Here is a 16,443-nt window from a genome sequence, read left to right on the forward strand (position 1 = left end):
TACATCACAAATGTCTGCTATAGTTAAAAGGTAGTATAGGGTATAATCAGCTTTTCTAAAGGTGTTTTTAAGGGTAAAAAAAGGTTTAATATAGATGTTGTGGTTCTACACATAATTAAGCACTTTCGATAAACTCAAATAACAATATCATGATCAAAAAAATTACCCTAATTACGTTGACTATTGCCGCTATCGGTTTTAGCTCGTGCCAGCAAAAGCAAACCTCCGATCCCTCGGTTGTCATCGACCCGGACACTTTAAGCCGTGAAGTTGCACTAAAGTATGTTGCCAACTACGGAAAACACGCCGGTACCGTAGATTCGACCATAACCGATGCCCAGGGCTTGGAAAAGAAAAAACAACTACCGAATACCAGGGCCATTTATTTTAGTATTGAGCGTATGGAAGCTTTAGTTAAAAAGATTAAGGACGAAGGCGGTCAGGGTATACGCTTTTACCTGGCTGCTTATGACAGCACTTATACTAAAGGCTTTAATGGCCGTAAGCCTGCCAAAGATTATTGGGGCTATAATACTTTGGTAATGGTATCAACAAAAGATACCACCATAAACGGCACATTATACCATTGGGATTATTACAACCAAAAACCGCCGGCTGGCAAAAACGGAGGCCTGCAAGGTTCTATCATAGGCACCACTCCCGAAAACCGTGGCGAACAATGCCCACCGCCGGCTACATGCTCTACAACCGGTGCAACACTGGTGCAACCCTAATTAACAAAACAAATGATGTTCATCACCATAAATACCGGGTGTGAATTTATATGCTTCCTGGCTGCCCTCATCTTTTTAATAAAAGATAAGGATACAGCCTGGAAGCTGTTTATCCCATACCTGCTACTTACCTGCCTTGTTGAAATGACCGGTGTATACATGCGTAAAGTAGCACACGTGCCTAATTATAACCTGTACAACGCTTTTTTAATGTTTGAATGTGGCGTTACCAGCTATACATTTTATAACTTATATAAACCGTTTAAAAACACAGGTAAATGGCTTATTGCCTGGTATGTATTCTTTATAGCAATGTGCACAACTGAGCTGGTGATGACTCATTTTAAAGCATTTGTTTCTATAACGGCAGTCGTTATGTCGGTTGTATTTGTACTGGCAAGCCTGTATTATTACTACCTTAAACTGATGGATGAAAACTTTGAGCGGCTTTCATTTTCGGCACCGTTCTGGTGGGTAAGCGGCGCGTTATTTTTTTACTTCGGCAGTACAACCTGCAACATATTTTTCGATTATCTTTCCAGTTTAAAACCCATCAATAATCAGCTTTCAATCCGTTACTATATCTTTATTTTACTAAACATAACACTATACTCATTTTGGTCATACGCTTTTTTATGCAGATATCTTCGCAGGAAATCATCTTCCTGATAGGATTAACTTCCATCATTTTTTTGATTGCCCCCCTGTTTCTGATCATTTATGTAGTTTCATATAACCGCAAAAAAAAGAAACACCAGGAGGAGAAGTTGCTGCTGCAAAAAACTTTTGAAAACGAGCTGCTTAAAAGCCAGATAGAAGTACAGGAACAAACGCTTAAAACCATCGCTTACGACCTTCACGATAATATAGGGCAGTTGCTGAGTATCACCGCCATCACGTTAAGTTCTATCGACCTGAACAATACCGATAAAACGACCGAAAAACTTGCATTTATTGAAGACCTGACCACCCGGTCGATTAAGGAAGTAAAAGCCCTGTCGCGCCTGTTACATGGCGAAGAACTGGTAAATCGCGGGTTGGCAGCGGCTATTGAATTTGAACTGGAATGGCTGCAGCGATCAGACAAGTTTAAAATCAATTTCGATAAACGGAATCTCGGCTCATTTAATGCCGACAGCGGTAAAGAAACCATCCTGTTCCGGCTGTTCCAGGAGATTATAAATAACATTATACAGCATGCCAAAGCAACGGAAATATTTATAACTTTAGAGCAGATCGAAAATTCGTTTCAGTTAACAATCCGCGATAATGGGAAAGGTTTTAATGTAGAAGAAACACTGAAACGAAAAAACGGGATGGGCCTGCACAACATCACCAAAAGAGCGGCCATGATAAATGGCACCGCTTTTATCAACTCGGCCCCCGGAAACGGATCTGAAATTATCGTAACTATACCCTACTAAGTTTAAGTTAATAGAACCAAGTTTTGAGTCAAAAGCTGGATCTATCCTTTTTCGACTTAGAACTTAAGACTTTCGATTAAAAACTACCAATTATTGCACAATTAACATAACCTAAATATTAATGGACGCCGATAAAATAGACATAGCCATTGTTGATGACCATACCCTTTTTCGCCAGGGCCTGGTGAGCCTGCTCAGCGATTCGGGCAAGATAAATGTAATTTTTGATGCCGAGAACGGCCAGGATATGATCCATAAGCTATCGCGCCATCCTATACCCGAGGTAATCCTGATGGATATTACCATGCCCCAGATGGATGGTTACGAAAGCACAAAATGGATTAAAGAAAATCATCCCGAAATTAAAGTACTGGCCTTAAGTATGTTTGAAGAAGACAAGCCTATCATCGGTATGCTTAAAAGTGGTGCCGGCGGCTATATGCTCAAACAATCAAGGGCGTCTGATCTGGTTGATGCCATAACCGGTATAGCCAAACAATCTTTTTATATTAATGAGCTGGTAAGCGGTAAATTACTACGCAACATTCAAAACAATCAGCCTGTAAAAACGCTACAGGTTGAGGTAAATGCCAACGAACTAAAATTCCTTGAACTGTGCTGCAGCGACCTCACCTACAAGCAAATAGCCGATATGATGAACCTAAGCCCGCACACCATCGACAATTACCGCGAAGCGCTGTTCCAAAAATTTGAAACCAAATCAAGAACAGGCCTGGTGATTGCCGCATTAAGGCAGGAATTGATAAAGATATAAGGGGCCTGTTTTAACTATCCGAAGTCATGCCGATTACTTGTTTCGGCATGACTGAAGTATAACGCGAAGAAAATGTCATCCTGAACTTGTTTCAGGTTCCCTACAGGACGGTAGCCGTCATGGTGTTCACCTTGCATGTGGGGTGCCGAAACAAGTTTGGCACGACCGTAGTGTAGCGCGAAGAAAATGTCATTCCCCTGCCATCTTCCCGGTTTTATCTACCACTTTGTATAATAAGCTGCCCCGGCTGCAAACCTTCTGCTGCTGCGGTTATACTAATTTTACCTGACTTATTATTCGATTGAATAATAGCCAACCCCAAACCATTAAATACCCGGTGCTGATTGGAAACAAATGGATCAAGATCTGTTTGCGAGCCATTATCAACCGCTTTTAAAATCCCCTGCCCCCCTACTTTAAATTTAATGAGCTGACCGGCATCCGGCACCGGAACATGATTTTTATCCAGTATGGTAACCGTAACATACGAAAGGTCTTTACCATCCGCTTTAATATGGCTCCTGTCGGCTTTAAGCTGTATGCGGTATGGCTCACCTGCCGTAACAACCTGTGTACTCATAATGACTTTGCCATTTTTGCGCGAAACCGCCTTCAAGGTACCGGGCTCATATTTAACCCGCCACATTACATGCAGGTCATCGCCGGTTTTCTTCCGGATGCCTAATGATTTGCCGTTTAAATAAGCCTCCACCTCATCGGCATTATTATAATAAGCCCAAACATCAATAGTTTGACCGGCGCTCCAGTTCCAATGCGGCAGCAGGTGCAATACCGGCTTAGTTGTCCACTCGCTTTGGTACATGTAATAAACATCCTTGGGAAAGCCTGCCAGGTCAACTATCCCAAAGTATGAGCTGCGTGCTGGCCATAAATATGGGGTAGGTTCACCAATATAATCAAAACCAGTCCACACAAATAAGCCCGAAAGGAAATCGTATTTTTTGATGATCTTCCAGGTTTCTTCATGTGTTGAACCCCAATAGGCCGATACATTGTCATAAGCCGATACCGTAAAATCGGGATTGCCATCTTTTAAAGGTGTTTTGCCATCCTTTGGCCAGCGCCTTATGCTATCCGATGGCATATCATAATGCCCGCGGGTAGCCAGTGCCGACATATTTTCGGTGCCGATAAACTTTTGGCCGGGGTAATTCTTTTGAAAATTGGCATACAACTCCTGGTGGTAATTTAAGCCAACCAAATCGAGCGCGCCGGATTGATAGATGAAATTCTTTTTAGGATCAGCCTCGCTCAGGGCCGATGTAACCGGCCTGGTTTTATCCAGCTGCTTCACTATGCCAACCAATTCGCGACTAATACTTATACCGGTAGTGTCAAATTGTTCCCTTATTTCGTTACCTATGCTCCAGGCAAAAATTGAAGGATGGTTACGGTCACGCAATACCTGGTCCTGCAGATCTTTTACATGCCATTTATCCCAATCCTGGTGATAGTCATACTTGCTTTTCTTTTTTCGCCACATATCAAAAGCCTCATCCATCACCAAAAACCCCATCCTGTCGCACAGGTCTAGAAACCCGGGTGCAGGCGCGTTGTGCGATGTGCGGATGGCGTTACAGCCCATGGCTTTCAGTATCTGCAGCTGGCGCTCCATAGCCCTTACGTTTACAGCTGTACCCAAAGCGCCCTGGTCATGATGCAGACAAACGCCTTTTATTTTCATCGGCTCGCCGTTTAAAGTAAATCCTTTATCGGCATCAAAGTTAAAATAACGGATTCCCGTGTAAATTGACTGGTCATCAAGCACTTTGCCATTCTGCAGCACTTTTATTACTACTTTATACAAATATGGCCTTGTTACCGACCAAAGCTTCGGTTTGCTTACTGCCAAAGTTTGATGAACAACAATCGAAGTGTCTCCAACATTTTTTACCGGGGATGTTTGGGAAACAACCATTTTACCTTCGGCGTTGTAAATGGTGGTTTGCAGGCTTAATTTGTTTTTTGACGGGGGTTGATGTACCCCGATCTCCAAAGCCACTTCGGCGGCTTTATCATTTACTTTAGGTGTTGTTATAAAAGTTCTCCAGTTTGTGAGGTAAGTTTTAGCCGTGGTAATCAGCCACACATTACGGTAAATACCCGAGCCTGTATACCAGCGGGAATTAGGCTGATCGGAATTATCTACACGTACCGCAATCACATTTTTTTTGCGGCCAAAGTTAAGGTATGGCGTAATAGCATACCTGAAAGAGATATATCCATTTGGGCGTTTACCCAGGTAATGCCCGTTTATCCAAACCTCGCTGTTGTGGTAAACACCCTCAAAATCAATAAATATATTTTTGTTTTGGGCCGATAAAGGCAAGGTAAAACTTTTACGGTACCAGCCAATGCCCGCGGGTAAGCCACCCTCGGCCTGTGTAGTCGGATTTTTCTGATCAAAGCGGCCTTCTATGCTCCAATCGTGAGGCAGATGCAGGCTGCGCCACTTTGCATCATCAAAGGTGCTGTTTTGGGCCCGCGGCTCATCGCCTAAAAAAAACTTCCAGCCGGTATTAAAACTTTCTGTTTTACGCGCGTTTTGTGCATCAGCCGCAGCGGCACAGATTAATAAAGTAATGAGCAAAAAATAATGATACCGCATAATTAAACCCCCTCTAAATCTCCCCCTGAAGGGGAGACTTTTTGATTTGCATATTTTATGTTTTGTTTTTTAAAGCCCTCCCCTTCAGGGGAGGGTTGGGTGGGGTTCCTATTTCTTCTTTTTAACCGGTGGTGCAACAAAATTCAATTCGCTTTTGCCCACATCTTTTGATGTGGCTACGGCTATACCCCGCTGATCGGCTTTGTTTACCGCGCAATAATAGTGGTATACAACACCCTTATATTTTACCACAAATGATTTGTGGGCAAACATATTATCATAAGGTTCGGACGATTCAATCAGCTTATCGCCTGTCCAATCCGTCCAGTGAACCAGGTCGTACGAACAGGCAAAGCGGTTAAATACACCTGTTGTTCCGGTTTTCCAAAAGGCGCCGAAATAGAACATCACATATACATCGCCCATTTTTTGAATATACGGGTCGCCGGTAATGCCATCGCCATGGTTCAGCACAGGATCTTTACCAAAACGCTGCCAGTGCAGCATATCATCAGATACAGCCATACCAATGCGCTCGGCGCCGCGCTTTTTGTTTACACTATCGCCATTGGCATTGTAATACATTACAAATTGGTGCCCGGTAAGCTTTGCCTTATCCCATATCACGGTTTCTTTGTATTGGGTATGGTTATCCCACCAGCTTACATCTTTATCGATACTTGATAGTACGGGATTATCTAACCGCTGCCACTCGTGCGGTGTTGATGGATCTTTGTCGGTATAGGCAACGCTGATTGATAGCAGCCCTTTCTCGTACCCCCGGCTTTGCCCGCCGAAATACGACATCCAGTATTTATCCCGGTATTTTTGCAACTGGTAACTGCCGCCCCACTTGTAATCCTGTAAAGCGATATAACCAGCCTTTTGGTTGCTATCCCACTGTGTGGTATCAGAGAATGACAGGATACGGCCTCGGGTTTTCCAATGCAGCAGGTCTTTGCTATCAGCCAGCCAGGTTTCATAACCGCGGCCGTTAAAAACAAGATAAGTCATGTACCAACCGTTCCCTTTCCTGAAAACACTGGGGCAATCCATTTTTTTTGAATTGCTATCGGGCACCATCACCAGGCCATATTTATAAGGGGTTTTTACCTGCTGATAAATATCCTGCATTACCTTATTGGGCACCGTGTTGGTTTGTGCCGATAGTTTTATTGCTGGTAACAGGCAAATGAATAGTGTAAAGCGTTTTAATGTATCATTCATAATTTCCATAATTCCTAAAAGCTGTTTAAAAACAGATCGTCATTGCGAGGTACGAATCAATCCCCTACTTACAGAGCACCTTTGTAAATCCGATCTGCATAGTTTGGGATTGCTTCGTTCCTTATAATGACGTGGTTGGTATAAACCAAGCAATTGGCTCTGTATACTGGCAACGACTCACCCCGGCTACGCTTCGCTGGCCGACCCTCTCTCCGGCTGCGCCGCAAAGAGGGTTGAAAAAAAAACGACCTTTTTGCCCCTCTATGCGACGCAGTCGGAGAGAGGGGCAGACAAGCGCAGCGATGTCGGGGTGAGTCGTCGCCGCCATGCTGTATACGTCATTCCTTTCCCAAACTTCATAACTCAACATGACAACCCTCCTTACCTAACCACAAACGAATAACCCCCAGATCCCACCTTAACCAAAGCCTTACCGTTTTTGTATCCTATAAATTCCACGTCTTTCCTGTTCCTGATATCCACCCCTCCTGACATAATCATAGCCGCTTTAGCTGCCGGCAAATAAATGATGGCCGTTGTATTAGCGGGAATACTTACACTCAGCTCAAACTTACCTGCCTCCTTTTTCCAGCTGCTTGAAATGGTGCCGTAAGGCGATTGGTAGTTTGCCTTTGCCCAGGTTACATCGCCTACAACTTCGGGCCTGATCTCTATTTTGTTAAAGGCGATGGCATCATCTGCCGGGCGGATTCCTGCCAGTCCGCTGTAAAACCACTCCATTAAATGGCCCAGCATAAAGTGGTTGTTTGATACCGATGGCAATGCCGCCCATGATTCCGTCAGAGCTGTTGCTCCATGCGCCAGCTGATACCCATAACCAGGCACATCCGCACGGCTATTCATATCAAATATCACATCAGATCGACGTTCATCATCCAATACTCTCAGCAGGTATCGATAACCAATATCACCGGCGGTAAGACTGTTACCCCTGCTGCGGATATCCTTTACAATATCGTTCACCACAGCGGTTTTATATTGCGGTTCAACCAAACCGGTATAAATCGATATGGCATTTGCAGCCTGGCTGCCGGTACCGTATTGTTTGGTTTCGGCGTTAAAGAATTTTTTATTGTAAGATTGCTTTACCTGGGCCGCTAATTGATTGTAAGCTAAAGCGTCTTCGGGTTTTCCCAGCAAGCCGGCAATTTTTGCCGCGATATCCAGGTCGTAATAATATAAGGCTGTGGCGGTGATGCCTTGTGGTGTTAACTGCGATACGCCGGGCGGATTGGGACCCAAATCGTACCAATCGCCTAAGCCCTGCATTAAAATATTACCATCTGCTTTTTTATTGAGGTAAGCCAGGTAGCGTTTTATCATATCGTAATTTTGGACCAATACACCTTTATCGCCATACCATTGATAAACGTACCAGGGCAGGATAACGGCGTTGCTGCCCCATTCTGGCGAGTCGCGGAAGGGCTCATCAAACTTTACATATTCAGGAGCTATCTCCGGTATCAAACCATCTTCGGTTTGCGAAATTCGCATATCGTTGATGCACTTACGCGCCAGCCCAACTATATCATAGTTATAATGCAGGGAACTCCCCACCAAATGTGCTTCTTCCAGCCAGCCCAGCTTTTCGCGGTGAGGGCAATCGGTAAACACGCTGGCCATATTACTCTTCATGGCCCAGTCTATCAGTTTATAGGTTTTATTGAACAGCTCATTTGAACAGGCAAAATCGCCAACCGTAGCAGCGGCGTTGCGCGTATGCAAGCCTTTTATGGCCATGATAGCCGGCTGCTGTTTGGCATTAGTCTCATTTTGCGGAGCCGCGCCCACCACCTGTAAATACCTGAAACCATAATAGGTAAACTGCGGATGCCAGGTTTCAGCACCATCACCTGTTAGAATGTAATTGTAATAATGGGGGCCGCCTGATCCTTTTTGATTGGCACTACCATCTTCATTAACCAATTCGGCAGGAATGATCTTTACGGTATCTCCTTTTTTGCCCTTAACGGTAATCTGCGGGACGCCCGAAAAGTTTTGTCCAAAATCATATATCCATGCCCCGGTGTTTAATTGTGTTTTGCTTTGGGGGATAAACTCCTGCATAATCTTCAGCGGGGCGGCCGCCTGGGCGTTCAGCATCGGCGGGCCATCAACCTGTATAACCTTATGCCAGGTTTCATCATTAAAGCTATTGGTATTCCATCCGGTTTGCTCCAGGTTGGCATTATAGTCCTCGCCACCATAAATACTGCTGAAGGTTACCGGGCCGGGGGCTGTTTTCCATGTGGTATCGCTTACAAGGTTATCTACCCTCCCATCCTGGTACTCCATAACCAAACGACATATCATTTTGGGGTAGCCATATCCACCGGTAAGTTTTCGGTAGCGTTTATCGCGGGGGATATAATAAAACCCGTTACCCAACATTACGCCGATTGTGTTTTTACCGGCTTTTAACTGACCGGTAACATCAAATGGTACATACAGGGCCTGTTTATCATATTTTGTCCAGCCGGGGTCAAGGAAATGATCGCTTACTTTTTTACCGTTCAAACTCAGGTCGAAATGACCCAGCCCGCAGATGTAAAGCGTAGCTTTTTTAAGCTGATTGCCCACACTGAATGTTTTACGCAGCAATGGCAGCACATCATTGGCTATCCCTAATTTTTTTGGGCCTTTACCATGATAAAACGGAACAATAACCGAAGTATCGGGCAGTTTATCATAGGCTATCCAGTTGGCTCCTGCCCAGTCGGTTTTGGTAAGCAAGCCCATTTGCCAGCGGGCAATTCCGCTCCAGGCTGATTGCTGTTGATGGTTATCCCAAACCATTACTTTCCAATAATAGGTTTTGGCCGGCTGCAATTGCCTGCCCTTGTAAGCCACCTGCAAGGATGCCGGCGAGTTCACTTTTTTTGAATCCCAGATGTTGCCACTATTGCTTTTCAACTTTTGCAAATCATCCGATACCAATACCCGGTAAGCCGTTTGCATGGTGCTGGCTCTGCTGCTTTTCAGCCGCCAGCTTAGCCCTGGCGATACCGACTCGATCCCTTGTGGATTTTGTTTGTAATCACATTGTAGACCTGCAACTTTCAGCTCCTGGGCAAATAATCCCAATGGTAATACCAGCAACAAAAACAAAATGATTTTTTTTTGCATTTTTTTGTACTTTTTTTGAAATTTATTACTGCATTTCTATCGCAGATATGCACAAACCTGCACATTTTTCACCCATAATTACCAATTTATAATTACCCGCGTTAATACTCGTCCCCGTTGTGGTAGCCACCATTCCCGACTTGTTTCTAGCTACCGGTTTAAAGCTTAAATCTTCTTCTTTCATCACCGTTCCATCGGCAGCAATAAGTTTCATTTTTGCCGTGAAGGTGTTACCAGTTGCGTTATAATATTTTACGCGCAAGGCATAAGTATCAGCCACGCCGGGCGTAATTGCAAACGATACCGCGCCGCCTTCATCCCTTTCAAATCGGACTACTTTTTTGCCAGCCAAAGTATCCCTGGTTATGCCGTCGCCATGTATTTCTGCGATATCAGCCTTATAATTTATAGTTTTACGCAAATCGGTTGCTGGTTCAAGTGTGGTCACCGGCAAAACAGCTACGGTGTACATGTATTTTCCTTTGTTTGCACCTAATTGTACTAAGTTATCCTTTTTATATCTTTTCCGGTAAACCGGGAATTGATGCCCGCCATTGGCGTCATTTTCTATATATAAACCGGTAACTTCATAATCATTTAACCATTCGGGCCTTTGTGAAGGTTCGGTATCCATTGCCACAAATACATCTGCATCGGCGGTTATATTAAACGAGGCAAACTGCTTATTATCAGAAAGATTGGTACAAATCCAATCAGCCCCAAAAAGTACAGGCGGCAGGTTACTGAAGCTGATGTCAGTGTTCACATATTGCTTTTGGCCCACATCCATCCAGCTTTGCAGTGTCCACCCACCGGCTGATTTTAAATGGGTTATTATACCGCTGTTGTTTGGTACCGCATGTACCTTGCCATTTAAAGTACTGATAGCCACTGCAGATATGATAGCTTCCCCAGCCAGTACATTGGGGAAGCTTATACTTATTTTACCACCCGTGATATGGGCAGTGATTGTTTTCTTTAATGCGCAGGCATAACCCGCTTCTTTCCAGATATCCAGATTTTTGATCTTTATTTCACCGTTAACAGCTACATCAAATAAACGCCACCCGGTGCAATCCATCCCGCCGCCTGTGCCATACCATGGTTCGGTAAAATATAATTCAATACGGTAATCGCCATCAGCTACCGGGAAGTTAAACTGCAATTTATCCATCCCATACCTAAATGTTTGAAACAATGGACTATCATTTGTACCGCCAATATTATCAAACGTACGTTGCTGACTGGCAAAAAAGGCGGGCATGCCCGTATAATCGTCGGTCCATGATAGTGAGCCCGGTTGGTTTTTATTATGTTGATGCCTATCTGCCATCCATAAATTACCAAAGCTGTCTTTATAATCGGGGCCTCCACAATTTAATCTGTACACGTAATTGTAACCAGCTGCAGGTTTAAGAAGCGCCGAATTTGCAGACCTATACCTATTTAAATGTGGGGCAGCTGGTAAATGATTGAGCACAACCTGGTCATGCGCAACGGCTTGGCCATTTACATAGCCAACGGTGTACAAAACATTATATCTTATATCCACACCATCCCACTGAAAATGAGTACCTATCCTACCTTTTTTCTTTTTACCCAACGAAATATGCTGTACATCATTAAACAATTCTACCTCGTCGCAATTGGAGTAAACTATAATGCTATCTTTTTTACCCGCTGCCAACCAGTGGTCGGGCCATGTATGGGATACAATGTAAACCATCGGCTCTTTATCTTTTGGTGCATAATTGGCCTGGTACATATAAAATGCATCGGTTGGCTGGCCCCAGGGTGTAAATAAGCCTTTATAGTTAACCGGCCCTACCCTGTCCAACTCCCGCTGACCTTCTCCCCCTTGGGTGCGACCGGAATTTTCATGTGAGTACAACAGCCATTGAAAATGCCCCGCAACCTGGTCTTTTACAGAATCGGCCAGGCGAACTTTGGTTTCCATCAGTTGGGTCATCCGGTCTTCGCTGAGCGGACCATTCTGATTAAACGGACCTTCGGTATGAAAACCAAGACTTCTCCAGGCGCCATACTCACCCACAAGGATCTGTTTTTTGAGGTCTTCGCCATAAGTTAATGGGTTGCCACCATAGGTGCCGGTCCAGTTTTGGGGAACATCCCAATCGGTGCCCTGGCCACCGTTACAGGTGGTTATTTTACGCTGTGATGATGCTGTAGGATCAAGCTTGCGGATGATTTCGCTGCATTCACGGGCAAAGTCAGCGGGTAGCTTGCTTTCATTCTGCAAACCCCACAAAATTACTGAGGGACTGTTGCGGCGCTCTTTGACCCAATCAACCAACAGGGCTTTATAAGCAGCCCTGAATTCGGGCGTATCAAACCAGATATGCGCCGAATATTGCGGCCACCAAAGGATGCCCAGCTTATCCCAATAGGTTTGATATGCCAGGTTATGCGGTTGATGCGCATCCCTAAAAGCATTAAAACCTGCAGCTTTTACCTGCATCACTCTTGCTTTAATTTCTTCGGCGGTAAAAGCCTGGCTCTTGCCCATCAGGTGTTCATACTCAGCAATGCCATTGATAAACACCGGTTTACTATTCAAATAAAAACGATTGTCGCCATTATTACGCCCAGGTGGCCAGCTTATCCAACGAATGCCATAGGGGGTGTTTGTTTGATCCTCAAGTTTGCCATTTTGCCAAACCCGGGTAATTAAATTGTATAAATACGGATTTTGTAAAGACCATAAATGGACACCGGCTATATCTTTTAGTAATTGCTGTACTATAACAGTTTCTCCTGGTTTAACTTCCTTTGAGGTATTAACTTCTGCAACAACTTTTCCTGTAGCATCAACCAGTTTATTGCCGACACGAATGGAAGATGACTGCTTATTATAATTTTTTATTTCTGTTTCGAGGTTAAGGGTGGCTGATTTTTCGGAGACCGTGGTATCATTCCAAATATGTACACCAAAAGGCTCAATACGTACCGCGTTGGTCACAATCAAATGTACCGGCCTGAAAATACCCATAGGCTGCGATCCTTCCGAAAAACCCGGATCATCTGAGCAGCCGCCACATACCCAGGGCAGGTCTTTTATAAAGGCCGGATGATCTGCACGAACACAAAGCAGGTTTCCGGCACCCGATTTTATCGCGTCGGTAACATCCAATGTAAACGAAGTACGCCCACCTGCATGATAGCCCACCGGCCTGCCATTAAGCCAAACAGTAGCATAAGAGCCAACACCCTCGAACCATAAAAAGTAGCGCTTATTTTGCTGCTTTGCAGGCAGAAAGAACATTTTGCGATACCATGCATAGCCATGCCTGTTGCCATGTTTTAAACGGCGGTAACCTTCATATTCATCCCAATTGTGCGGTACGTTTACAGTTTTCCAGTCTTGATCTTTAAAGCCGGCCTGTTCAAAGCCCGGATAAGCCTTTACGTTATTATCATCAGCGATGGTATGCCAACCGGCGTTTAAAAAAATCTCCTGCCTGGTGTTATTTTGCGCAAATGCCGGGCTTATCAAAAAAGTAAACACCAGGCATATAAAAAGCATTAAAACCGGTTGATGATTAAACCGGGAAAACTGTTTTTTAATATGAGCTTTGTTTACCTGCATCTTTTTATAGCTGTTCCAGATCAGCGTTAAATTGGTACGACCCGCCCTTTTGTGTATTGATGTTGACGGTTTTATCATGATAACGCAAGCGACAAACCCCGCCAATTTTTGATAGCACTTGTCCCCCCTGCAGCTGCCCTTTTTGCCAGTTAAAGTTCAATTCAAAACCACCACGGGCGCAAATGCCTTTTATACTTCCCTGCTCTAATGCAGATGGCAGCGCTGGCAGCAGCTCAATATCATCGTCCTGGCTTTGCAGCAACATTTCTGATAACCCGGCGGCCCCGCCAAAGTTTCCGTCAATCTGGAAAGGCGGATGCGCGTCAAACAGGTTGTGGTAAACACCGCCTTTTTCTTTACCAGAGCTTACATCAGCAGGAGAAAGTAATTTGGTGAACATCAAGTAAGCATGATCGCCCTGCTTCATCCTGGCCCATATATTTACCTTCCAGGCTATACTCCACCCGGTTCCCTCATCACCGCGATATAGCATAGATTTTTCGGCTGCATGCATCAGATCCGGGGTTTCCCAGGTGATATCTGTACCGGGGAATACACCCCACATATGTGATACATGCCGGTGGGTATCGGTAGTATCGTCCTTATCTTCCATCCATTCCTGCAGCTGGTTGTATTTGCCAATCCTGTTGGGGGCTATCTGATCGTATTTTGCTTTTAGTGTATCGGCAAAATCCTTATCAACTCCTAAAACAGTTGATGCTGCTATGCAATTTTTAAATAAATCGCGGATGATCTGGTGATCCATAGCAGGTCCCGCTACCAATCCGCCATGTTCAGGCGAATTGGAGGGGCTGCTGATAAGGTAACCGGTCTTAGGATCTTTCACTAAAAAGTGCACAAAAAACTCCGCCGCCCCCTTCATTTCGGGGTAAGCGCGGTTTTGTAAAAAACTTTTATCCTTAGTATACAAATAATGCTCCCATAACTGGTGACAAAGCCATGCGCCGCCGCTTACCCAAATACCATGATTGGATGCATTTACCGGAGCAGTGCCCCGCCACAGGTCGGTATTATGGTGCAGCACCCAGCCGGGTGCACCGTAATGTTCTTTTGCCGTTTGCTTACCTGTTTTAGCCAGGTCATCAACTATACTGAAAAACGGTTCGCTGCAGACCGAAAGGTTCAACACCTCGGCAGGCCAATAGTTCATCTGTAAATTGATGTTGGTGGTAAATTTACTGCCCCATGGCGGCGTAAGCAGATCATTCCATAAGCCCTGCAAATTGGCCGGACCATTGCCGGCACGAGAGGACGATATCAACAAATACCTGCCATATTGCGTGTACAGTGTGATAAACGAAGGGTCGGGTGTATCCCTGAATTTCAGGAGCCGCTCATCTGTAGGTAAATCGGCATTGATGCCTTTGCCCAGGTCAAGGGAGAAGGTTTTGAAGTATTTTTGATAATCTTTAATATGATCTGCCTTTATAGCCGGGTAGCCTTTATGGGCGATAACCACTATTTGCTTTTTGCAGATGGCTTCCGGGTTGCCCGATACATCATGATAATTTTTAAAATTTGTTGCCGCCGTTAAATAAAACGTAGCTTCATTGGCACCGGTAACTTTAATATTTTTTGTTGTTACCAGCACTTTGCCGCCAACAGCCTGCACGTGCAGGTAACTAACCCCGCTTAATACCCCATCCTGCACTTTTAATGATAATGCGAGGGTATTATCATCAATCTTGCGGGTAATAAATTTTTTATGCAGGCTTTTCATCAGGGCTTTTACCGTAATGCTGCCGGGATTGTTGGCAGTTAAATGAATAGCTATTATCTGACCGGGGGCGCTTGCCAGGTACTCGCGGGTGTAGTTTACTCCATTTGCTGTATAGGTTACATGAGCTGTAGCGGTGGTGATATCAAGGTCGCGTTTGTATTCACTTATTGTTTGGTTGGGGAATTGCAGGTACAGGTCGCCAAAAGGCTGATAATCGGCATTGTAGTGTGGGTACGCCGGCGGGTTATCATCCTGGATCCGGTATTTCCAGGTTCCGTTTAATTTTATAGGAGTTACAATAGTACCCCCTTTATCAACTGCGGTTGTTATTTCACTGCTGGTTATTCCGCCTTTGAGGGTAGTAGCCTCAAACCCTTCGGGGTAGATCAGCATTTCTTTTTCCGGGCTGGTTAAGCCACCTTTATCATTAAAATTCAATACCTGTATAGCTAATAAATTTGTTCCTGTATGTAGCTCTTTAGCCGGGATGATATATTTACGATAAGCGGTTCCGGTGGTTGTGCCTATCTGGGTGCCATTGATATAAGTAAAATCCAAATCCCGGATGCGGCCCAAACTAAGCACCAGGTTTTTTCCTTTCCAATCAACTGGTACTTCAAAAGCTGTCCTAAACCAAACCGCACCATCTAACCCCTCAAAGCCAGGTGTTGTTTCCCAACCTTGGGAGGTGGGTAACCTAATGGATTTCCATGTGTCATCATCAAACCCGGCACTTTGAATCCCCTTTATATTCCGCATCATTTTAACCCAGCGGGCCGAATCGGCAGCATACGTAATTTCATTGCATTTCATGCCCATGAAATGTTTTTCGGCAAGGGCTTCTGCTTCGGCCTGTTTGCCATCAAACAAAAGCTGGCGAATAGGTTGCAGGTATTTTACAGCCCCTTGCCGCTCATAGGCGCGGGGGCCGCCCGTCCATAACGTTTGTTCATTAAACTGGATTCTGTCTTCTTCCACCCCTCCGAATATCATTGCACCTAAACGTCCATTACCAATTGGTAAGGCATCCGTCCATTTTTGTGCAGGCTGCCTGTACCAGAGTTTAAGGTCTGATTGGGCCTGCGCTAAATGAGTGGAAAGCACAAGAATAATTGCAATTATTAGATATTTTAAAGCCGGCAGTGTAGGGTTTTTCATA

At 44.6% G+C, this 16,443-nt stretch carries 9 protein-coding genes; 4 read left to right on the forward strand and 5 right to left on the reverse strand.

Features of this window, described 5'->3' with window-relative positions; translation table 11 throughout:
* The first annotated feature begins 149 nt into the window (after positions 1-149).
* The 4 genes from ACFGVS_RS08820 to ACFGVS_RS08835 all read left to right on the forward strand — a co-directional run bounded on the left by ACFGVS_RS08820 (position 150) and on the right by ACFGVS_RS08835 (position 2,933).
* Positions 150-734 (forward strand): hypothetical protein, encoded by a 585-nt coding sequence (locus ACFGVS_RS08820; RefSeq protein WP_439698333.1) that lies wholly within the window; start codon positions 150-152, stop codon positions 732-734.
* A 12-nt stretch (positions 735-746) separates the two neighbouring features.
* Positions 747-1,403 (forward strand): hypothetical protein, encoded by a 657-nt coding sequence (locus ACFGVS_RS08825; protein WP_143065507.1) that lies wholly within the window; start codon positions 747-749, stop codon positions 1,401-1,403.
* On the forward strand, positions 1,370-2,158 hold the full coding sequence (locus ACFGVS_RS08830; protein ID WP_090651926.1) for a sensor histidine kinase: 789 nt from the start codon (positions 1,370-1,372) through the stop codon (positions 2,156-2,158). The genes ACFGVS_RS08825 and ACFGVS_RS08830 overlap by 34 nt, the downstream gene beginning before the upstream one ends.
* Before the next feature lie 121 nt (positions 2,159-2,279).
* Entirely contained in the window at positions 2,280-2,933 is a 654-nt protein-coding gene (locus ACFGVS_RS08835) for a response regulator transcription factor (RefSeq protein WP_090651927.1), read from the forward strand.
* 214 nt (positions 2,934-3,147) lie between these two features.
* On the opposite strand, the gene galB is transcribed toward ACFGVS_RS08835, so the two are convergent.
* The 5 genes from galB to ACFGVS_RS08860 form a co-directional block, all read right to left on the reverse strand.
* Positions 3,148-5,562: a beta-galactosidase GalB gene (gene galB / locus ACFGVS_RS08840; RefSeq protein WP_439698334.1), complete on the reverse strand. Its 2,415-nt coding sequence runs from the start codon at positions 5,560-5,562 to the stop codon at positions 3,148-3,150.
* Positions 5,563-5,670: 108 nt separating this feature from the next.
* Positions 5,671-6,789 (reverse strand): glycosylase, encoded by a 1,119-nt coding sequence (locus ACFGVS_RS08845; RefSeq protein ID WP_439698335.1) that lies wholly within the window; start codon positions 6,787-6,789, stop codon positions 5,671-5,673.
* A gap of 381 nt (positions 6,790-7,170) precedes the next feature.
* Positions 7,171-9,936, reverse strand: a complete 2,766-nt coding sequence (locus ACFGVS_RS08850; RefSeq protein WP_439698336.1) for a family 78 glycoside hydrolase catalytic domain — start codon at positions 9,934-9,936, stop codon at positions 7,171-7,173.
* A 25-nt stretch (positions 9,937-9,961) separates the two neighbouring features.
* Complete coding sequence (locus tag ACFGVS_RS08855) at positions 9,962-13,621, reverse strand: malectin domain-containing carbohydrate-binding protein (RefSeq protein ID WP_439698337.1); 3,660 nt, start codon at positions 13,619-13,621, stop codon at positions 9,962-9,964.
* Positions 13,548-16,442: a glycosyl hydrolase family 95 catalytic domain-containing protein gene (locus ACFGVS_RS08860; protein ID WP_439698338.1), complete on the reverse strand. Its 2,895-nt coding sequence runs from the start codon at positions 16,440-16,442 to the stop codon at positions 13,548-13,550. Before ACFGVS_RS08860 ends, ACFGVS_RS08855 begins: the two co-directional genes overlap by 74 nt.
* Position 16,443: the final 1 nt, after the last annotated feature.

Source organism: Mucilaginibacter sediminis, assembly GCF_051903035.1.
Classification (GTDB): domain Bacteria; phylum Bacteroidota; class Bacteroidia; order Sphingobacteriales; family Sphingobacteriaceae; genus Mucilaginibacter.